A 21,575-nucleotide genomic window follows, 5' to 3' on the forward strand; every position below is an offset into this window, starting at 1 on the left:
TTAAGCAATCCAACGACTAAAAAGAGAAGTAGAAAGAGCACGTCCAGCAACTTCTTCACGCAAAATAAGTTCTCCTGATTCGACTGTGCCCCCAAGATTTACAAAAGTATCACGCACTAAAGTATGAAGTGCAAAGAAGGAAGCACGAATAGAATAAGCTGTAAGAACAATAGAGAGCGGTTTATCAGAGAGAAGTTTACGACAATTTATGATCATAGCCGGTAAATGATCAAACAGTTGCCAAATTTCACCATGAGGTCCACGCCCATAAGCAGGTGGATCAAGGAGGATCATATCGTAACTTTTTTTACGACGCAGTTCGCGTTCGACAAATTTCACAGCATCATCGCAAATCCAGCGAATAGAATGATCTGGTAATCCTGCTCTTTCCTGATTAGCTTTTGCCCATGCAATAGCCTTTTTAGAAGCATCAACATGGGTAACATTGGCACCTGCTCGTGCCCCAATCAAAGAGGCAACACCTGTATAACCAAAAAGATTCAACAATTTTATAGGACGTGCTGCTTTAACAATTTGTTCTTCCATAGAACGCCAATGGACGTCTTGTTCAGGAAAAACCCCCACATGACGAAAGGAAGTAAAACGACCTAGAAAAGATAGTCCATTCCAAGAAAGAGGCCATGTTTCATTAAGCGGCTTTTTAGGAAAATGCCAACGACCAATACCTTCTTCATCACGATTTCCTGTGAAAATAGCGTCTGCATCAGCCCATTGCTCTTTTGACAAAGCGGGTTTCCATAGTGCTTGACCTTCTGGTCGAATAATTTGATAAGCACCATAACGCTCTAATTTTTGTCCATGGCCAGAATCAATGAGAGCATAATCTTTACTTATACCCGTTTCTAAAATAAGAGGTAAATTTTCCTGCGGATATCTATGATTGTGGGAGGGGTGAAAGCATTCAGGCATATTTTGTATCACGGTACATGAAGTATAAAGAGCTGTATTATAAAGCTCTTAAATGTTTCGTAAAAGTGTAAAAATTTAAAGTCAATTAAAACATGTATAGAAAAAATAAAAAAACACTTTTAACTCTGTATTGAATACAAAATACAGAGAGAAAAGTATTTTATTAAACGATTATCACACCATATTTGCGATTGATATTTTTAGCTTTTCAAGCTCGGCCTTGCTTTTTTTGAGTTTTTTTTGCATTTTAGATAGGAAAAACAATGAATCATATTTCTTTAAAAAATAAAAAAAACAAAAGAAATTAAAGAGCCATACAAAGAGGAGCGCATGATAAGAAAAACTTTCAGAATTTGTTTGAAAAGGATCAAGCATTAACATAACCATTTAACGATTAGCTATGATAAAAACAATTAAAAATGCTGTGAGAATCACAAGAGTAGTTGTTAAAAAAATGCGTTTAATTATCGTAAGTTTCTCATTGATTAAGACGGTCGCGTAAATCCTTGCCAGTTTTAAAAAAAGGAATCCACTTTTCTTCAACAGCAACAGCTTCACCTGTTCGTGGGTTACGTCCATTACGGGCTGAACGGCTTTTTACAGAAAAAGCTCCAAATCCACGAAGTTCAACGCGATTGCCATTTGCAAGTGCTGTTGAAATTTCCTCAAAAATAGCGTTTACAATATTTTCCACATCTCTTTGAAAAAGATGCGGGTTACGACGAGCAATAATTTGCACAAGTTCTGATTTAACCATGATAGCCTCACTTTCACACAAATTTACACAAAAAACTTTTCTATAATTGTGCACTTCATGCATATTACAATATATAAATGGATAAAAGCAAAATAAAACCAAGAAAAAACAAATTGCAAGAAACAAAATTTGAAAATATCTCTTATAAAGGTTATACAGATTAAAAATGCGGAACATTTTAAGAGATTAGGAAAGTATGTCCGTCTACAATCATTATGAAGTCCTTTCAACGCGATCGTCTTTTGGAGATGTTTTTAAAAAAGCATCCCGTCATTCGCGTCGCATTAGCGTATTAAAAATTTTTTTACCATTTTTAGCGTTGGTTTTGGCGCTGGTTTTTTGTTGGTTTACGTTTTTTTTAGTTCCTGTTACTCCTGATCCTCTTCCTTTGAATAATGAAGAGAGCGAAGTGATGAATTTGACGATACTCAATCCAAAATTGGAATGGTATACGCGTGCTCATGAACCTTATTGGCTTAAAGCAGAAAAGGCATTTCAAGATCATATACGCTCTGGCATAATTGGGTTGAAAAACATTACAGCCAAAGCATTTATGGGCGAACAAAGACAAATTTTTATCGCAGCACAAGGGGGAGTTTACGATAACATTAATGGTTTTTTACAGTTAGATAAGCCCTTCACCATTACAACGAATGATGGGATGATGGCACAATTTATGTCGGCTAGTATTAATTTATCTGAGGGGCAGTTAAAAACAGATCAACGTGTTCATATTCAGCGAACCGGTTTGCATCTTTCCGCAAATGCCTTGCAAATTCGAGAAAAAGGAAAAAACATGTATTTTCATGGTGGTGTGCATTTAGTGTTTCAAAAGCAATGACGGAATATTAATACGAATCTTTAAATAATCTTTATAAAGAGAAGTATGTATCTAGATAAACAGAAGAATTGAAATAATGAGCTCATACAAAATATTGGTAGGTATGACGTTGGTTTTTAGCATGGGAATGTTAGAAGGAGGAACAGCTTTAGGACATGCTGAAGTGGCCCATTTGGGAATAAGTTTATCAAACAACAAAGAACCGGTAGAACTTCATGCAGATTCTTTAGAAATACGTGATAAAGAGGGGATAGCACTTTTTAAAGGTGATGTTTCAGTTGTGCAAGGTGAACGTCTTTTACGAACAGCGAAATTAGTCGTTTACTATGATAAAGCATATAAAGAAACTGATAAACACAAGGAGGATACAAAGGCATCATCTGTTTCTTTATTTGGCTCATCGAGCATAAAAAAAATGGAAGCTTTAGGAAAAGTCTATATAAAAATTGCTACACAAATTGCTACGGGAGATAAAGGCGTTTTTGATGGAAAGTCAAAAATGATGAGCTTGACAGGAAAGCATGTTATGTTAACAGATGGTGACAATATAGCAACGGGATGCAAACTAACGGCAAATATGGAAAACGGAAAGGCATTTTTAGAGGGTTGTGAAACATCTGAGAAAAAAGGCCGTGTTTCTATCATTATAAAACAAAATTAAAAGAATGACCATTGAGATTTCATGTTTGGAATCAAAAGAAAAAAACAAATTTATGAGTATGATCTTGCAAGTGAAGTTTTAAAAAATCGCTTAGAGGGGACCTTGATTGCTCGTCATTTGATTAAAGTTTATCGAGGAAGACGTACAGTCAATGGTGTTTCTTTTGGTATTCGTACGGGAGAAGCTGTTGGCATTTTAGGACCCAATGGAGCTGGTAAAACAACTTGTTTTTATATGGTTATGGGTCTCATAAAATCTGATGGAGGATCCATTAAAATTAATGGGTTTGATATTACGCATTTTCCGATGTATCGACGTGCGCGTTTAGGTATTGGATATCTTCCGCAAGAAGCCTCTATTTTCCGTGGTCTTTCAGTAGAAGATAATATTAAAGCTGTTTTAGAGATTGTCGAAAAAAACCGCCTTAAACAGCGTGAAGAGTTAGATAGCCTTTTACATGAATTTAAAATTGATCATTTACGTAAAATGCCAGCACTTTCTTTATCTGGGGGTGAACGACGAAGGCTTGAAATTGCGCGCGCTTTAGCTTCTCGTCCCAATTTTATGTTACTTGATGAACCATTTGCAGGCATTGATCCTATAGCTATTTCCGATATTCAACAACTTATTCGTCATTTAACACAACGTGGCATTGGTGTTTTAATAACAGATCATAATGTGCGTGAGACATTAGGACTTGTCGATCGGGCTTATATTATTTATACAGGTCAGGTGTTAGTTCACGGTCGCCCTAATGATATTATCAACAACGTTGATGTACGCAGAATTTATTTGGGAAATCAGTTTTCTCTTTGATTTTATAGCTTTCATAAGCTTCCATTTAATTTTAACTAAATATTATTACTGAAAATCTCCTTATTTATGCCAAAACTTCTTTTATGACTATAATCTTAAGATATTTTTATTGAGTGGTGCAAAAGGCTTCATTACTAAAAGATATCACTAGATTAACTTAATAATGAGTGATAAATGAAGCGGTGAGTTAATGCATGCGTTATTGAAAGGTAAGAGATATTTATCCTATTTTTCTCTATCGAATCAAATAATATATCGATAATGCTATTTCGGGTATTTTGATGGGAAAACCAGTTATATATTGCGGTTATCAAGAGGGATTGTCATATTTCATTGGTTTGTATGGCATATTTCAAAATAGGAGTTCGGCTATAGATATAAGACTAAATCTATAAATCTTTTAAAATAATCATTAAATAATTTCTAAAAATCTTTAGATTCTTTTTATAAGGCGGTATTTAATCTATGCGGTCATTGTCAAAATAAAGGTTCATTTTTTTTCACCATGCTTCTCATTCTATTAAGAACCCATTTTAAAAGAAATAAGAAATCTGATTGGGAATTATATATTAGCTCTTGTGGTAAGTTTAATAAATTTATGAATAAATTCATTTCTTTCTTTTCTCATGCTGTGAATGAGGAGATAAATATTGTTTATTGTTGTGTTAAAAATGATATGAGATTTATTAAATCATCACCCGTTATAAATTGAAAAATAAAAACGCATACGATGATGCACGAGAGTAAAAAGACTTTAAATATCTGGACCGTTTATAGGTTTATTTGATGAGCATTTAAGAGCGTGTAAAAGGAAAATTAAAGGATGAATTTGAGTGAATTAATAGCACCGGACGCAATCATTCCGGCTCTTAAGGCTAATTCGAAAAAACAAGTTCTGCAAATTTTAGCCGAAAAAGCCTCTAAGCTAACAGGTCTTAGTGAGCATGTAATTTTTGATGTTGTTTTGCAACGCGAAAAGCTTGGTTCAACAGGTTTGGGTGGTGGTATTGCGATTCCTCATGGGAAATTGCCTGATATTAATCGAATTATTGGTATATTTGCACGTCTTGAAAGTCCTGTTGATTTTGAAGCTCTCGACGATGAACCAATAGATCTCGTTTTTCTCCTTTTAGCACCTGAAAATGCTGGTGCAGATCACTTAAAAGCTTTATCACAGATTGCCCGTGTTTTACGTCACGCTGATGTTGTGCAAAAATTGCGCAATACGTGTAATGCCAATGCACTTTATGCTTTGTTGATTCAAACTTCAGAATCAAATGCAGCTTGAAAGCTATTATGAGTGTATAAACTGCGGGGATATACGCACAGAGCGTAGAGAATAATTTTAATTTTAAGATATTGATAACAAAAGGTTATGTCATTCAATTTTAAGAAATTATTTCTAAGCAAAACTTCTTAAAGAGTAAAAAACAAGAACAAAGTACTTATCCTTTCTTGTCTTCGCATATCTAAAGTATCTGATTATTATATTTGTGGATTCTTTGTATCCTATTATGCTGTAAATCACTATCATTTAAGGTGCGTTGAGATAAGGCATGTAAGTCTTCTTAATAGATTAAAATGTTTTTTTTTTTAATGATAATATTAAAACTGCTGTAGAAAAAAGTTTTATATTTTTGTTTATAACTTACTTAGTAGTAAGTTCAGAAAACTTATAAAAATAATTCTTGAGAAGTTTTTGGCAACAAGAAGAAAAATATTGTCGAATCTATTAAGTAATATGGTTAATCGTTTATAAGTAGTTAAAATCATTTTAGAAATTAACAATTAGAGATGAAATGTATAGGAAGAGTCATGGGGAAACAAAGTTATATATAGTCCATATAGTTGTTGAGAGAGGATCTAAACTTTTATAATTAATATAGTGGATAATATTTTATTATTTTTTACAAGATATTTTGAAGATTGTGAAAATATGATATCGGGCTGATTATTGAATACAAAGTATGAATGCACTATAATGCATGAAAGTTGAAGTGTTTTACGATTTTACGAATATAAATGTGTAAAGTCGGGAAATGATATTTACAAAGCTATGAATTTTTTTTGGGAATACATGGCGTGTTTTCAAAGTTTTTCAGCAAGTTTCTTGTATTATAAAGAGTGTGGTTTATTTCTTAACAGAATAGTGTTATATTTTCATCTCGTTTTGAAGTTTTGTTGCTTAAAGAAATTGTTTCTTATACAAAATGAAAAGAGTAACATAAAATGAAATGTTATTTTTTAATGTGATTATTGAAATAAGAAGTTTATATTTTTGTAAAGACTAAAATGTCATAATGATAAAGTAGAAACCTATTCTGAATTAGTATAAAAATATTTCCCTTATTGGAGAAATTAGGATAGTGATACATGCGTATCAAGGAGTTTTTGTTTGATTTTTCCAATGAATAGAATCTTGTTAGAGACTAAAGAAGTGAGCTAAATGAAGATGTTTGAGAAGCCTGTTATTGCTGCATCTGTAATGGTTTTGATTACAGCCGGCGCTGCATATGCGCAAACGCCGAACCGTTTAAATCAATTTGAAGCATGGGGAGCTTATTCTTATAAATCGCCCCAAAATACGATTTGCTATGTGTTATCAGTACCTTTGCAGTCTCTTCCAACGACAGTTAATCACGGTGATAACTTTTTCTTAGTTACGAAGCGTTCTCATTCACCTGTTTCGTTTGAACCGCAGTTCATGGCAGGTTATAAACTTCAAGAAGGATCGAGAGTGACAGTGACCGTTGGAGGTAAGGACTTTGATTTTTTCACGAAAGATTCTTCAGCTTGGTTGGCATCAGCAGAGTTGGAAAAGCAGCTTGTTTCTGCTATGCGTGCTGGAAACAATATGACAGTGAAAGCAATATCAAAACGGGGAACACATACCACCTATACTTATTCCTTAAAAGGAGTTACTGCTGCATTGAATGCAGCTCAAGAATGCCATTAATGTTTTTATGATTCTAAAATAGTGATATGAATTGGAAAACAATGACCATTTCCTATGACCTTAGACCAATTGGTTCATGTTCAGCACGAAAAACAGATAATGTGGTTGTGAAGGATGATTCTAAGCTCTCTTTAATTGGTTTATCGCAAGATGAAATGGTGCAAGCTTTAAAGACAATTGGTGTACCAGAGCGTCAAACGCGCATGCGTGCACGTCAGCTTTGGCATTGGCTTTATGTACGTGGCATTTCAAATTTTGATGAGATGCTGAATATTTCTAGAGCAATGCAAGAAACACTTAAGTGTTATTTTTCCATAGCGCGTCCGGAAATTGTTGGGGAACAAATATCAAAAGATGGTACGCGTAAATGGCTCTTACGTTTTCCTGCACGTGGTGCTGGAAAACCTGTTGAAATTGAAACGGTTTATATTCCTGAAGAAGGACGTGGTACTTTATGTCTTTCATCGCAAGTAGGGTGTACGTTAACTTGCTCTTTTTGCCATACGGGAACGCAGATGCTTGTTCGCAATCTGACAGTGGAAGAAATTTTGGCACAATTATTGGTTGCGCGTGATTGTTTGGGCGATTTTCCTGATAAAAATACACCTGATGGAGCAATTGTTCCTATTGAAGGGCGCAAAATTACCAATATTGTTATGATGGGAATGGGAGAACCTCTTTATAATTTTGAAGCTGTTAAAAAAGCTTTATTGATTGCTTCTGATGGTGATGGGCTTTCTTTATCAAAACGTCGGATTACGCTTTCAACCAGTGGGGTTGTTCCTGGAATTATCCGAACTGGAAAAGAAATTGGTGTTATGTTGGCGATTTCACTCCACGCAGTACACGATACACTAAGGGATATGCTTGTTCCTATTAATAAAAAATATCCGCTTGCTTTACTGATGGATGCTTGCCGTAATTATCCTGGTCTTTCCAATGCAAGACGAATCACATTTGAATATGTTATGCTGAAAGATATCAATGATAGTTTAGATGATGCTAAGCGATTGATTCAGTTATTGAAAGGGATACCTGCTAAGATCAATTTAATTCCTTTTAATCCGTGGCCAGGGAGTAATTATCAGTGTTCTGATTGGGAGCAAATCGAGCGTTTTGCTGATGTTGTTAATCAAGCGGGCTATGCTTCTCCTATTCGGATACCGCGTGGACGCGATATTTTAGCTGCATGTGGACAACTTAAATCTGCTTCAGAGCGTTTACGGAAATCTGAACGTTTGCGGCTTGAAAATACCATTTCTCATTAGTTAACGCAATTTTCAGCTGCGTAACAATATAAAATCTGTGCTTTTTGTTTATAAATTAATATTCATATTTTGTACGATAGTATAAGTGAGATAAAGATTAAGATGGATAAGTGTTAGATGAATAGTTCCAGCTTTTATGTGTTAAATAGAAGGAAAGTACTATATATAATCCGTTTACATGATCTCTGAAATAAGGAGACAACCTAGTTTCAAGAGTTGTCGCTAATGTTTATCTTATTACCATACTCTTTAATTCGCTTTTATGATTCTTAAAAGCATCTATGGTAATATTTTAAAAAGAGTGGAGGTTGCACATTATTTCATGCTTTATTTATTACGTTCTTTAATAAGATTATGCATCACATGCGAAACAGAGGATCTAAAATATAAAGACTATATGTATTGTCTATTATTTAAATATCTTTTAGTGTCCTCCCTATTTTACGACAATGTTCGTATAAATATAATATGAAATCCTTTGTGAAATATATGATGTTATTTCACTTTTACGTTTAATGGGGGTGTAAGTTGATCGAGTCATTTTATTTTTCAACTCCCAATGTTGTAGCAGCTTTTCAACTTAAGATTGTTCATAAGGGGCATTTTTATTTTTTTAGATAGTCTTTACCCACATGAAAATTCCAGCTTCGCTTTTGATGTGCAAGATAAAGGTCTTATTATGATTCGACATAGACAGGTCTGAAATAGCAGAATCTTACACTATTTTAGTTTTTTATTAAAATTAAAAACGATAAATTAAACTTATAAATTAATATCTTGTAACTATAAGGAGATGGAGTGCAAAACTGGTAAAAATCCCAGCAATAATCCAATCGAGAAAACGGATATAGAGAGGGTTTTTCTTGAGAGTTTTAGTAAGTTTATGCGCTGTAAAAACGACTGAAATTGTAATGGGAAAAGAAATAGGAATATAAGAGAGTCCTAAAAAGAGTAACTTTTGTGTTGCCATAGGATCATTCTCATTGATAAATTGTGGTAAGAATGTTGCATTAAAAAGTATAACTTTAGGATTTAAAAGATTAATTCCAATACCGGCAAGATAGTTACGTTTAGAGCTTTGAGACTTAGAAGATGTTGGCTCAAAGGAAAGTGTGGGTTTTCTACGTAACGCTTGAAAGGAAAACCATAAAAGATAAAAGGCGCCAACAATTTTCAGAAGAACAAAAGTGTGTGGCGCAGCAAAAATAAGTGCTGATAATCCAAGTGCTACAGCAGTAACCTGAATTACAAATCCTGTTGCACTTCCCAAAGCACACATAATTCCAGCTTTTTTGTTTTGTGTAATAGCTCGCCCCACGGAAAGCATCATATCAGGTCCTGGAATAAGCGCTAAAATCAACGATGCTAAAGCAAATTGCACAACGATAGACCACTCCGGTAGAAATGACACGTAAATCTCCTCTTATTTTTTTAAGTAAATTTCACTCTTTATACTTTGATGCATCCTTATTTACGCTTTTTACGTCTTTTTAATGTTACTTAAAGAGAATTTATTTTTGTATTTCTTGTATCGTTTTTATTTCTAATTGGAAATAAAAAACAGCCGATATAGGACTTTAAAATAAAAGATTGGCAAAATATTAGGAAAGTTATTTTAGCTTATTCAGTGGGTTAGATACGCCAATTATTCTCAAATGTTTGCAAAGCACACTAAGAGTTTAAGTTATAGTTTTTCAGTAGATATGAGGTAGATAAAAGAGTTATAATTTGCTTATAATAAAGCTGAAATACTAAATATTAAAGAGATCTACATTTAAGATTGCAAGAAACAATTGTGTGTGATTTTATTTTTCCGATGTTTTGAGCGAATACCATTTATGAGGGGATATCTTTTAGGAACGTCAATTGTACGTCCACTTATTTCAAAACGTTTTATCGAAATTTCTAAGAAACATGGATAATTTCAATTGTTTATGGAGCAACAGGAAAAGGCAGTGATCAGTTACGCTTTGAGCTTTCCGTTTATGCACTTAATCCTAATATAAAAAATTGCTCCATGGTATGATTGGGATTTTTATAGTAGGGCGAATTTTTTTGAATTTGCCCGTACACATTAAATTCTTGTAGAAAAGGATAAGCAAAGCGAAGCGTCTTCTTCACTGGATACAGATTTTTTGCATTCTTCATTAGGAAAGAGAGATTTTACAAGACTCAGCTATTCCTATTCTTGAATATGTTCATATATATTTTTTTATCGGAATCTGCTCCATATCAAGAAACCATAATTACTCTTGGTTTTTACAATTCTTTTGTTCAAGGTTAGAGATTTCACTTTTGTGTTAATAATATGATAAGCAGGCCCTAAGAAATAGCAATGGATGTGCCGATAATCAAAGCAATTAAATTTTGTTTTATAATGCCCAATGTTTTTATTTTTATCAGAATGAAATATGTTTACAGCGAGAGCAATTTTTGTATTGTGGTTAAAAGTATAAAAAACTTGTACCTTTTTGCTTTCTATTATTGACGAATAAATTCAAGAACCATACACCCTAATTTTGAAAGAGTGTGATTTTTAGGATAAATAATAATGCGTAATCCGTGTGATACCCTTAACCTTACGCCTGACTTAAAAGATGCAGCTATTCAATCGAGAACTTGGCCTTTTGAAGAAGCACGTAAGATTATAAGGCGGTATGAAAATGTCAGTTATCCAGATAGTGTAATATTTGAAACAGGTTATGGACCTTCTGGTTTGCCGCATATTGGAACTTTTGGGGAAGTAGCACGGACAACCATGGTGCGTCATGCATTTCATATTCTCACGGAGAATAAGGTAAAAACAAAACTGCTTTGTTTTTCTGATGATATGGATGGTTTGCGCAAGGTTCCTGAAAATGTGCCAGATCGTGAAAAGATGGAACATTATATTGGTCAACCATTGAGCCATGTACCCAATCCTTTTGAAGATGATTATCCTTCTTTTGGAGCAGCGAATAATGCACGTTTACGAGCTTTTCTTGATCGTTTTGGTTTTGATTATGAATTTGCAAGTGCGACGGATTATTACAATTCCGGTCGTTTTGATGAAACACTTTTAAAAATCCTTGCCTATTATGACAAGGTGATGGCAATTATTTTACCAACATTGGGTGAAGAGCGACAAGCAACCTATTCTCTTTTTTTACCGATTTCTCCATTTTCTGGAAAAGTATTACAGGTACCGATGATTTCACGTAATATTGAAAAAGGTACAGTTACTTATATCGAGCCAGAAACAGGAGAAACGATAGAAACGGAGGTCACAGGGGGCAAGGTTAAGTGTCAGTGGAAGGTTGATTGGGCAATGCGTTGGACAGCGCTTGGCATTGATTATGAAATGGCAGGAAAAGACCTTATTGATTCCACAAATCTTTCTTCTAAAATTTGTAAAGTATTGGGTGGAAAGCCTCCAGAAGGGTTTAACTATGAACTCTTTTTAGATGATAAAGGACAGAAAATTTCCAAATCCAAGGGAAATGGCTTAACCATTGATGAATGGTTAACATATGCCCCAACAGAGAGTTTAGGGCTTTATATGTTTTCAAAGCCCAAGTCAGCTAAACGGCTTTATTTTGATGTTATTCCTAAAGCTGTAGATGAATATTATGCACATCTTTCCGCTTATGGTCGTCAAAATTGGCAAGAACGGCTTAATAATCCTGTTTGGCATATTCATAATGGTTGTCCACCACAAGTTGATTTACCTGTATCCTTTGCAATGTTATTAAATTTGGTAAGTGCTTCAAATGCAGAGAATGCAGGGGTTCTTTGGGGTTTTATTTCTCGTTACGCTAAAGGAGCAAATGCACAAACTTATCCAGAACTTGATCAATTGGTAAAGTTTGCCATTAAATATTTTGATGTTTTTGTGAAACCAAACAAAAAATTTCGTATACCAGACAACAGTGAACGTGCAACGTTAGTACACATTGATGAAAAATTAGCCAATTTGCCTGAAACAGTTGATGGCAACACGCTACAAAATACACTTCTTGATGTTGCACGGCTAACGGAACGCTATCAAGATCATAGCAAAAAAAGCCCTGAAGGCGGTCCCGGTGTCTCCAATGTTTTTTTTCAAATGTTGTATGAAGTTCTTTTAGGACAAGAGCGAGGTCCACGATGGGGATCATTTATAGCACTTTATGGGATTAATGAAATGCGTGTACTGATTTCTGAAGCGCTTGCACGACCTATGGGGGAATAATGGAACGAAGAGTGCAAGAAGTAAAGCGACGTCGGACATTTGCAATTATTGCTCACCCTGATGCTGGGAAAACAACATTGACGGAAAAGCTTTTATTGTTTGGTGGTGCTATCCAACTTGCAGGAGAAGTAAAAGCCAAAAAAGATCGTATTCAGACCCGTTCTGATTGGATGAATATTGAGCGTGATCGTGGTATTTCTGTTGTAACTTCGGTGATGACGTTTGAATATGAAAATCATATTTTTAATCTCCTAGATACCCCAGGTCATGAAGATTTTGCAGACGATACCTATCGTACGCTTACAGCCGTTGATAGTACTGTCATGGTGTTGGATGGGGCCCGAGGAATTGAGCCTAGAACGCTGAAACTGTTTGAAGTGTGTCGAATGCGGGATATTCCTATTGTTACTTTTATCAATAAAATGGATCGTGAAGCACGTGATCCTATAGAGCTTTTAGATGAAATTGAAGAAAAACTTGCGCTTGATACCGCGCCTATAACATGGCCCATTGGGACGGGTAAAGATTTTGTTGGTACCTATGATCTTTATCATAATCGTTTTCGTCAAAAAGATGATGAGATAAAACAGCGGATAGTTTCAAGTCCCAGAGAGGTTGTCCATTTACTTCCTGAATATCAACGTTCAACTTTTATTGAAGGGGTAGAACTCGCTCAAAGTGTTTGCAAAAGTTTTGATCTTAAAGCTTTCCGTGAAGGTCATATGACGCCGGTTTATTTTGGTTCAGCTTTACGAAATTTTGGTGTTCGTGATTTAATCAATGCGCTTATTGATTTTGGTCAAAGCCCTCGTAATCAAAGTGCAGATCAGCGCAATATCATAGCAACCGAACCTAAAATGACAGGATTTGTTTTTAAAATTCAAGCGAATATGGATCCTAATCATCGTGATCGCATTGCATTTTTTCGAGTATGTTCAGGAATACTTGAACGTGGTATGAAGACAAAGTTAGTTCGAACAGGAAAGCCTATAACACTTTCGGCTCCACAGTTTTTCTTTGCGCGTTCACGCCAAATTGCTGATCAAGCCTATGCTGGTGATATCGTAGGGATTCCTAATCATGGAACATTGCGTATTGGTGATACTTTGACTGAAGGAGAAGATATTCTTTTTAAGGGAGTACCAAATTTTGCACCAGAGATTTTGCGTCGTGTCTGTTTGGGTGATCCAATGAAAGCAAAAAAGCTTAAAGAAGCTTTACAACAAATGGCTGAAGAAGGGGTTGTGCAATTGTTTATACCTGATGATGGAGCACCTTCTCTCATTGGGGTTATTGGAGCTTTGCAAATTGATGTTTTAAAAGAGCGATTGAAAATAGAATATTCTTTGCCAGTGAGTTTTGAGGCTGCGCGTTTTAATTTATGTCGTTGGATTTCAGCGCAAAGCAAGGATGAGTTGCAAAAGTTTCTCAGCAATCATCGATCTGCTATTGCGTATGATTTGGAAGGGGATCCTGTTTTTTTAGCAGAGAATCATTTTTCATTAAATTATGAGGCAGAAAGAGCTCCTAAAATAAAGTTTGCTACTTTTAAAGATTATCAAATGTATTCTTAAAATAGAGAAAAATATTTTATATGATTTATTGTTTTTTTGCATTGGATGAGGAATTTGAATATTATAAGTTTCTTATATTAAAACAATCGAAATCATTGATTTGTACATCATAAATAGAATTGGTATGCGTGTAAAAACACTTAAGGAAAAAATAAGATACTCCTTATAAATCCTCTCTATGGCTAAGAGCTTTTTAAATATTATGTGAGGGTAAAGAAAATGATGATGGTGGTTTGAAGTAAAAGTGGTGGGTATGTGATTAATCTCATCCGATGTACGGAATATTTTATGTTACATTATTCATTTTATTATGTGCAGGGTGGCATTATGAGATAGGCTCAAGTGCGAAGAAGGATGTTTCTTTGAAAACAAAAGCCTGTAAAATTAAAATATAATGATATTTTGTTTTGAAGATTCCATTTCGCATAAGGAATGTAACTCTAAACAGATAAAGGATTTCACGATAGTCTTTTGCAAAATTCTTTCCATCAAAGAGATCTATTTTCATTTTGAAATGGGGGATGTTGTTATTTTTTTCCAAGTTTTTTTATGAAAATTTGAAAATATTATTCACGAAACTGACTTTTTAAATTCTGCAATCTCATGAATCTATTTTTTTGAAAATAATGGGGTCTAATAAAAGATATTTTCAGGTCGCACTGTATAAAGAATTCGGTAAATTTAATTTTTATATTCAATAAGTTATAGTACACTTATTATACTTTTTGATGCCTTTTAAAATTTTAACATTTTTTCACGATGACTTAAGATACGGAATGTCTTTCAATATTTTTAAAAACTCTAAGCTAAAAAATCTTCTGTATAAATATGGTTTTTCAGTTTTTCCTTGTATAAATTTTGTATAAAGTCACAATTATGCAAATAATCAATAAAATGAAATTTATTATCCCAAATATGAGATCATATGGCCTATAAACCGCGTGTCTTTTCTATTTCTTCGGGAACTGCTTTTTTGCCTCATTTTGTTGATGCATTGCTCTCTGGTATCCTCATTGATAATTTTGCTTCAAATGGAGATATTCAAACTGCTCTTGCCGATAGCCTTATTTATGTTCCGACACGCCGTGCTGCTCGCGCTTTGCGTTCAGCCTTTTTTGAAAGAAGTGGTACACAATCAACTTTTTTGCCAACCATACATGCTTTAGGAGATGTCGATGAAGACAGTTCTCTTTTTATTGGAAATCATACCAATGCTTTGAATTCACCCATTGGAGAAATTGAGCGTCTTTTGCTTTTAGCGCGTCTTATTCGTCCATGGCGAGAAAATTTGCCTGCACATCTACGGGCCATGTTTGGTACAGAAGATGTGCTCATTCCAGCTCATAGTGCTGATGCAATTTGGCTTGCACAAGATTTAGCACATTTGATGGATGAAATTGAAACAGAAGGAGCAGATTGGTCGAAACTTAAAGATATTGCCCCTGATATGGTTGCTGAATGGTGGCAAATAACGCTTGATTTCCTGACTATTGTTACGCAAAATTGGCCACAAATTTTGAAAGAAAAGCAACGAAGTAATCCCGCTGAATGGCGTAATCAAGCACTCACAATACATGCAGAGACTTTACGACGCACACAACCTAATAAACCTATCATTGCAGCTGGTGTGTCAGGTTCTATTCCCGCAGTTTCTCATCTTTTAAAGGTTATAGCCTCTCTACCAAAAGGAGCTGTTGTTCTTCCTGGACTTGATTTTTATATGGATGAAGAACAATGGAATGCACTCAGCACCAGCAATAAGGAAAAAACGGCTTGTGATTTTTTTGATCTTGCAGAAAATTTTTTTAGCCATCCTCAATATCATTTAAAAAAACTTCTTTCTCTGATGGAGTGTCAACGTCGTCATGTTTGCGAAATTGGCCAACAGAATAGCACAAAGAAAAGGCGAATGGCTCTTTTATCGGAAGCATTCCGACCAGCTTCTACGACAGATAAATGGATACAAATTGTCCGTGATGATTATGAGGACCTTTGTGCGGATTGGTCATTTATTGAAGCTATAAATGAACGTGAAGAAGCTCTCGCTATAGCTGTTGCTTTACGCAATGCTATTGAAGAACCCCAAAAAACCGCAGCCCTTATTACAAATGACCGTAATTTAGCCCGCCGTGTTGCTGCGGAATTACAGCGATTTGGAATTGAAGCAAATGATTCAGGGGGAATACCACTTGCACAAACCTTGCCTGCAACGCTTTTGCGACTTATCTTAGAGAATGTGTTTCAACCTGATGATCCCATTGCTTTTCTTTCTCTTCTTAAGCATCCACTGACAACACTCCAACAAAATCGTCATCGCTTACGCGAAATGGCAGAAAATTTTGAACTTTTTGTTCTTCGAGGTAAAATCGGGCGTATTAATCTTTGCCAGTGTGATCAATTTCTTGAAAAATGGATTGAAACATATTCCCATAATCGTTCTGAAATCAACGCCCTTGATCAGCAGAAATTTGAAGAAGCACGTCTCCTTTGCCATCTTTTGAGAAAAGCTGTTGAACCTTTAATGTCTCTTATGAAACTAGAGAAAGAATGCACAATCAACGAGGCTGCAATAGCAACTGTTGAGGTTTTTGAGAGTTTTGGTCGCAATGAGGATAATTCTCTTGCGCATCTTTATCAACATGAAGCAGGACAAGCCTTATCAAATTTTTTACGTGAATTAGTCAGCGATCAATCAGGACTAACATTTCCTATTTACGAATGGCCGGCTATGTTTTCTGCTATAATAGCGACCCGTTCCGTCATACCTTCTCCTGGAGGACATTCGCGTTTATTTATCTGGGGTACTTTGGAATCACGTTTGCAAACAGTTGATACAGTGATCATTGGCGGTCTTAATGAAGGATCATGGCCGATCTCAACCCGAAACGATGCTTTTTTATCGCGACCAATGAAAATGATGTTAACTCTGGAACCGCCAGAAAAGCGTATTGGTCTTTCCGCACATGATTTTCAATGGGCTATGGGAATGGATAAAGTGGTGATGAGTCGCGCGTTGCGAGTTGATCATACGCCTTCCATTCCTTCACGCTGGTTACAACGTATAGAAACAGTTGTAGGAAAACAAGTTTGGAAACAGATCCGTGCACGAGGTGAAATACTACTTCATTGGACAAAGATGCTTGATCATACAAACCTCATTTCTGAGGTGGAACGTCCTTGCCCTGTACCCCCCCTTAATATGCGTCCACGTCATTTTACAGTCACTGAAATAAAAACATTACGGTGTGATCCTTATGCTATTTATGCAAAAAAAATCTTACGGCTCAAACCACTTAAAGCACTTATTCATGATCCTAGTTCTCCTGAACGCGGAATACTTTATCATGCTATTCTTGCAAATTTTTGTACACAAGTAAAAAATCCAAATGCTGAAAATGCATTAGATGTATTGCTTGCTATTGGACGTAAAGAATTTGATAAATTCAATTTTCCATCTGATATTGAATTAATTTGGTGGAATAGTTTTGAAAATCTTGCTCCACGCCTTATTCAATGGGAACAAAATTTAGGACCGCGAGAACGATATGCTGAAGTGGTATCACAAAAAATTTCTGTAGGAACAACAGGGGTAACCCTTTCAGGGCGTGCTGATCGTATTGATATTTTGCCAGATAAAACGGTTGAAATTTTAGATTTTAAAACTGGAACTCCTCCTTCATCAAAACAAGTTCGTGAATTATTATTTCCGCAATTGGCTTTAGAAACAGCTTTACTTATGGAAGGGGCCTTTCCAGATTTTCAAGATCTCACTCCTTCAAATTTATTTTACATTCCTCTTAATGGAAAAGGTGAAATTAAATCGCAATCAATTCTTTTAAATAAACAAAAAGAAAAAACGCATTTAACTGCTGTTAAACTTGGTGAAATTGCATGGGAAAAGATTATTGCACTCGTAACTTATTATCAAAATCCACAACAAGGCTATCTTTCACATGCCGTCCCTATATCAAAACCATATGAGGGTGATTACGATCATTTGGCACGATTATGGGAATGGTCAAGTGGTCTTCATAAAGCAGAACAATCATGACTTTTTTTCCTATACCTGAAGCAGCCCTTGATGCGCAAGCAACGGCAACACATCCGCAAAAAAACGTGTGGGTTTCTGCAAATGCTGGATCTGGAAAAACGCACGTTTTAAGTGAACGTGTTATTCGTTTGCTTTTAAATGGTACTCCTCCAGCACGTATTTTATGTCTTACTTATACAAGAGCTGCTGCTGCTGTTATGCAATCGCGAATTGTTCACACGCTTTCTAGCTGGAATGAACTCGATGATGCACAGCTACAAGAAACATTAGCACGGTTTGAAAAGAAACCCGTCAATGCACAAAAATTAACTTATGCACGACAACTTTTCGCTCGTGCTCTCGAAACACCTGGTGGTTTAAAGATCCAAACGATTCATGCTTTTTGTGAATCTCTTTTGCATCAATTTATGTTAGAAGCCAATATTGCAGGGCATTTCGAACTTCCCGATGATATTAGTCGAAAAAAATTGCTACAAGAAGCTCGTTGCCAACTTTTAGCACATCATGATGTACAACCTGCTTTAAAACATTTACTTAAAGTTATCAGCGAGCATACTTTTAACCAATTGCTCTATGAAGCAACAGAAAAGCAACATAAACTGTCTGATTTTTTATCTTCTCTCTTATCTGAAAATGGAGAAGACAAATTGCGTGCGCTTTTTAATTTAGCGCCCAATGAAACAAACCAATATCTACAGGAACAAATTCAACAGATTGCGCGCCTTCCTCTTTATGCTCTTAAGTATTGTGAAACCAATGGTAGTCAAAGCTTTAAGGATATGGTGGAAAAACTTTCTCAATTAGAAAAGGTGCGTGATGAGACAAATATTCTCAATATTATTTCTGATATTTATTTTACAACAAAAGGTGAGCCGCGTAATTTTTCGCATTTATCTCGTAAAGAATCAGATGAAATGTGGCCTTTTATTCAACAAATGCTTGAAGATAAACAAAGCAAGCTTTCTATTCTTTTAGAGAAATATCAATGCGCAAAAGTTGCGGCTCTCAATATGGCTGCTTTTCAGCTCTGTGCCGTTTATCTCAAAATCTATACGAATCTGAAAAAAGCCAATGGCTTCTTAGATTTTGATGACCTTATTGAGCGTACGCTTCATTTGTTACAACGTAAAGGTGCAAGCCAATGGGTGCATTATAAACTTGATCGTGGACTTGATCATATTTTACTTGATGAGGCACAAGATACCAACCCTGAGCAATGGCAAATTATTCAATTATTGGTACAAGAGTTTTTTTCCGGTTATAGCCAACGAACAAATATACGGACTCTTTTTGCTGTTGGAGATGAAAAGCAATCTATTTATTCTTTTCAAGGTGCTGCTCCAGAAAACTTTGCTGCAAATGGACGAATCATTCAAAAAAAAGTACGGCAAACAAATCAGCAATTTGAAAAGATACAACTGCATTATTCTTTTCGCTCTACAGCAGATGTTCTTAAAAGTGTTGATCTTGTTTTTGAAACACCAGAAAACTATAAAGGACTTTCAGCAGAAAATACAAAAACGGTGCATGAAGCTATTCGTGTTCAGAGTCCAGGTGAAGTTGTTATATGGGATGCCATTTCCAAAAAAACAAGTGAATTTCCTCAAGAGTGGCATAAAGTTGTTGATCATTTAGATACACCCGAAGTCCGTTTAGCAGAAAAAATTGCTGAAACTATTGCCGACTGGTTACAAAAAGGCGAAATGCTTCCAGCAAAAGGTCGCTTGATACGAGCAAGTGATATTATGATCTTGGTTCGTAAACGTGATCAATTTGTTTCAGCTCTTACGCGTGCTTTTAAATACCGCAATATTCCCGTAGCAGGAGCTGATCGTTTACAACTCATCAAACATATTAGTATCCGTGATTTAATGGCGCTTGCGCGTTTTGTTTTGCAGCCACAAGATGATCTTTCTCTTGCTTGTGTTTTAAAAAGTCCTCTTTTTTCTCTTAGTGAAGAGGAGCTCTATCAGCTTGCCGCATACCGCACCGGCTCTCTTTGGCAAAGTCTGTGTACCCATACATCATCGCATATATCTTTTAAATATGCTTTTGAAAAGCTGAGCTATTATCGTGCTTTAGTGGACCAAATACCGGTTTTCGAATTCTATAGCTATATTCTGAACAACGATAAGGGACGACAAAAAATTCTAGCCCGTTTAGGGTCTGAAGCAAATGACGTGCTCGATGCTTTTATGGATTATACGCTTACTATTCAAAAGAAAGGATTACCAGGGTTACAGGCTTTTTTAGAAACATTAAGTGCAAGCGAACCAGAAATTAAACGTGAATTTGAACAAAATAACGAAGAAATTCGTATTATGACTGTTCATGCCGCAAAAGGGCTAGAGGCTGCTGTTGTGTTTTTAGTTGATCCTGGTAGTGCGATTTGGCATCCTCAGCATGCTCCTCACTTACTTAAAGTTCCTTTAGACAAGGCACAGGGGAATGAAAAACAAGCCTTTATTTGGCGTCCCAACGAAAAGTTTGATACAAAGCTTTCTAAACAAGCAATTTCACATTTAAAAGAGCGCGCAGAAGAAGAATATAGGCGCCTTCTTTATGTAGGAATGACACGCGCTGAAGATCGCTTGTTTATTTGTGGATATAAAAGTCAAAAAGCGCCATCTCATACATGGTTGCAACTGGTAAAAAAAGCCCTCAAATCGCATGCGGTTGCTATAAAGGGGCCTGCGGAAGATATTGCGGCTTGGCGTTATTGCATTACATCTCCCTTTTCTGTTTCTACAAACCCAAAAAAAAGCAGTACTGAATGCCAAATCTTACCACCTTTGCCTGCTTTTTTCTCCCATAAAGTATCAGCAGAACCAGTGCTACCAAAACCGTTAAAACCCTCAATTGCAGGTCTTTTCATTGAAGCTGATACAGAATTTTCTTCAAGTTCAAAACAGCTTACTACATCACCCGTTTTAGGAGAAACAAACACCAATAAAGCTTTTTCTATTGAATATGGTAATCTCATTCATCGATTGTTACAATATTTACCCGATTACCCCCCACAAAAACGTCAAGATTACGCTCGGAATTATCTCAATATCAAAGCCTCTCATTGGTCTGAAAGCCAAAGAGAAGATGCTCTTCGCCATATTTGGAAAATGCTAGATCATGTTGACCTTAAACCTCTTTTCTCTGAGCATTCACGTGCTGAGGTTTCCTTAATGGGCATTGTAAAAATTCATGGAAAAGAGCAAGCAATCTCTGGTCAAATTGATCGTCTCTACGTCACGCAAGACAGCATTATCTTTGCCGATTTTAAAACAGGAACCCCACCAGAAAATGAAGCTGCTATTGCTTCCCATTATTGGTTGCAAATGGCTCTTTACCGAAAATTGTTACAAGCTATTCATCCTGATAAAGATGTTCAAGCTTTGCTTATCTACAGTAAAGAAGCAAAAATTTTTAAACTTCCTCCCAAAAAACTCGAAACATTTCTTGATGAAATAGCCTTATAAGTATCATATTTCCTTCAATACATCTTTACGCTTTTTTA

At 35.6% G+C, this 21,575-nt stretch carries 14 protein-coding genes and 1 pseudogene; 11 read left to right on the forward strand and 4 right to left on the reverse strand.

Features of this window, described 5'->3' with window-relative positions:
• The 3 genes and pseudogenes from MCY_RS04930 to ihfB all read right to left on the reverse strand — a co-directional run bounded on the left by MCY_RS04930 (position 1) and on the right by ihfB (position 1,864).
• Positions 1-930 (reverse strand): class I SAM-dependent methyltransferase, encoded by a 930-nt coding sequence (locus MCY_RS04930; protein WP_007347273.1) that lies wholly within the window; start codon positions 928-930, stop codon positions 1-3.
• A 174-nt stretch (positions 931-1,104) separates the two neighbouring features.
• Positions 1,105-1,398, reverse strand: a pseudogene (locus MCY_RS10015) (DUF1049 domain-containing protein).
• 10 nt (positions 1,399-1,408) lie between these two features.
• Positions 1,409-1,864 (reverse strand): integration host factor subunit beta, encoded by a 456-nt coding sequence (gene ihfB / locus MCY_RS04940; RefSeq protein ID WP_483294748.1) that lies wholly within the window; start codon positions 1,862-1,864, stop codon positions 1,409-1,411.
• 19 nt (positions 1,865-1,883) lie between these two features.
• On the opposite strand from ihfB, the gene lptC reads away from it, so the two are divergent.
• The 6 genes from lptC (at position 1,884) to rlmN (ending at position 8,229) form a co-directional block, all read left to right on the forward strand.
• A complete protein-coding gene (gene lptC / locus MCY_RS04945) occupies positions 1,884-2,528 on the forward strand; it encodes an LPS export ABC transporter periplasmic protein LptC (protein ID WP_007347275.1) in 645 nt (214 codons plus the stop codon).
• Positions 2,529-2,604: 76 nt separating this feature from the next.
• Complete coding sequence (locus MCY_RS04950; RefSeq protein WP_007347276.1) at positions 2,605-3,189, forward strand: LptA/OstA family protein; 585 nt, start codon at positions 2,605-2,607, stop codon at positions 3,187-3,189.
• A 21-nt stretch (positions 3,190-3,210) separates the two neighbouring features.
• Entirely contained in the window at positions 3,211-4,005 is a 795-nt protein-coding gene (gene lptB / locus MCY_RS04955; protein WP_007347277.1) for an LPS export ABC transporter ATP-binding protein, read from the forward strand.
• Between the two features lie 823 nt (positions 4,006-4,828).
• Entirely contained in the window at positions 4,829-5,293 is a 465-nt protein-coding gene (gene ptsN / locus MCY_RS04960) for a PTS IIA-like nitrogen regulatory protein PtsN (protein WP_007347278.1), read from the forward strand.
• Between the two features lie 1,164 nt (positions 5,294-6,457).
• Complete coding sequence (locus MCY_RS04965; protein ID WP_007347279.1) at positions 6,458-6,961, forward strand: invasion associated locus B family protein; 504 nt, start codon at positions 6,458-6,460, stop codon at positions 6,959-6,961.
• Between the two features lie 41 nt (positions 6,962-7,002).
• Positions 7,003-8,229, forward strand: a complete 1,227-nt coding sequence (gene rlmN, locus MCY_RS04970) for a dual-specificity RNA methyltransferase RlmN (protein ID WP_007347280.1) — start codon at positions 7,003-7,005, stop codon at positions 8,227-8,229.
• Between the two features lie 769 nt (positions 8,230-8,998).
• Here the strand turns inward: rlmN and MCY_RS04975 are convergent.
• Positions 8,999-9,640 carry a LysE family translocator gene (locus MCY_RS04975; RefSeq protein ID WP_007347281.1) on the reverse strand — a complete coding sequence of 214 codons (642 nt, stop codon included), beginning with the start codon at positions 9,638-9,640 and terminating at the stop codon, positions 8,999-9,001.
• 516 nt (positions 9,641-10,156) lie between these two features.
• Between MCY_RS04975 and MCY_RS10240 the strand changes: the two genes are divergently transcribed.
• The 5 genes from MCY_RS10240 to addA all read left to right on the forward strand — a co-directional run bounded on the left by MCY_RS10240 (position 10,157) and on the right by addA (position 21,537).
• Positions 10,157-10,255, forward strand: a complete 99-nt coding sequence (locus MCY_RS10240; protein ID WP_342341421.1) for an argininosuccinate synthase domain-containing protein — start codon at positions 10,157-10,159, stop codon at positions 10,253-10,255.
• 525 nt (positions 10,256-10,780) lie between these two features.
• The gene (locus MCY_RS04980) at positions 10,781-12,439 is read left to right on the forward strand and encodes a lysine--tRNA ligase (RefSeq protein ID WP_007347282.1); all 1,659 of its coding nucleotides are present in this window, start codon (positions 10,781-10,783) and stop codon (positions 12,437-12,439) included.
• Positions 12,439-14,013 (forward strand): peptide chain release factor 3, encoded by a 1,575-nt coding sequence (locus MCY_RS04985; protein ID WP_007347283.1) that lies wholly within the window; start codon positions 12,439-12,441, stop codon positions 14,011-14,013. The genes MCY_RS04980 and MCY_RS04985 overlap by 1 nt, the downstream gene beginning before the upstream one ends.
• A 925-nt stretch (positions 14,014-14,938) precedes the next feature.
• Entirely contained in the window at positions 14,939-18,064 is a 3,126-nt protein-coding gene (gene addB / locus MCY_RS04995) for a double-strand break repair protein AddB (protein ID WP_007347284.1), read from the forward strand.
• The gene (addA, locus tag MCY_RS05000; RefSeq protein WP_007347285.1) at positions 18,061-21,537 is read left to right on the forward strand and encodes a double-strand break repair helicase AddA; all 3,477 of its coding nucleotides are present in this window, start codon (positions 18,061-18,063) and stop codon (positions 21,535-21,537) included. The genes addB and addA overlap by 4 nt, the downstream gene beginning before the upstream one ends.
• The last annotated feature ends 38 nt before the right edge of the window (positions 21,538-21,575 follow it).

The organism is Bartonella rattimassiliensis 15908 (assembly GCF_000278215.1).
Classification (GTDB): domain Bacteria; phylum Pseudomonadota; class Alphaproteobacteria; order Rhizobiales; family Rhizobiaceae; genus Bartonella; species Bartonella rattimassiliensis.

Coding starts and splice junctions, on each gene's coding strand:
- addB (WP_007347284.1), top strand. CDS start 14,939: ATGGCCTATAAACCGCGTGTCTTTTCTATTTCTTCGGGAACTGCTTTT.
- MCY_RS04980 (WP_007347282.1), top strand. CDS start 10,781: ATGCGTAATCCGTGTGATACCCTTAACCTTACGCCTGACTTAAAAGAT.
- MCY_RS04950 (WP_007347276.1), top strand. CDS start 2,605: ATGAGCTCATACAAAATATTGGTAGGTATGACGTTGGTTTTTAGCATG.
- ptsN (WP_007347278.1), top strand. CDS start 4,829: ATGAATTTGAGTGAATTAATAGCACCGGACGCAATCATTCCGGCTCTT.
- lptB (WP_007347277.1), top strand. CDS start 3,211: ATGTTTGGAATCAAAAGAAAAAAACAAATTTATGAGTATGATCTTGCA.
- rlmN (WP_007347280.1), top strand. CDS start 7,003: ATGACCATTTCCTATGACCTTAGACCAATTGGTTCATGTTCAGCACGA.
- ihfB (WP_483294748.1), bottom strand. CDS start 1,864: ATGTTCCGCATTTTTAATCTGTATAACCTTTATAAGAGATATTTTCAA.
- MCY_RS04930 (WP_007347273.1), bottom strand. CDS start 930: ATGCCTGAATGCTTTCACCCCTCCCACAATCATAGATATCCGCAGGAA.
- MCY_RS04985 (WP_007347283.1), top strand. CDS start 12,439: ATGGAACGAAGAGTGCAAGAAGTAAAGCGACGTCGGACATTTGCAATT.
- lptC (WP_007347275.1), top strand. CDS start 1,884: ATGTCCGTCTACAATCATTATGAAGTCCTTTCAACGCGATCGTCTTTT.
- MCY_RS04965 (WP_007347279.1), top strand. CDS start 6,458: ATGTTTGAGAAGCCTGTTATTGCTGCATCTGTAATGGTTTTGATTACA.
- addA (WP_007347285.1), top strand. CDS start 18,061: ATGACTTTTTTTCCTATACCTGAAGCAGCCCTTGATGCGCAAGCAACG.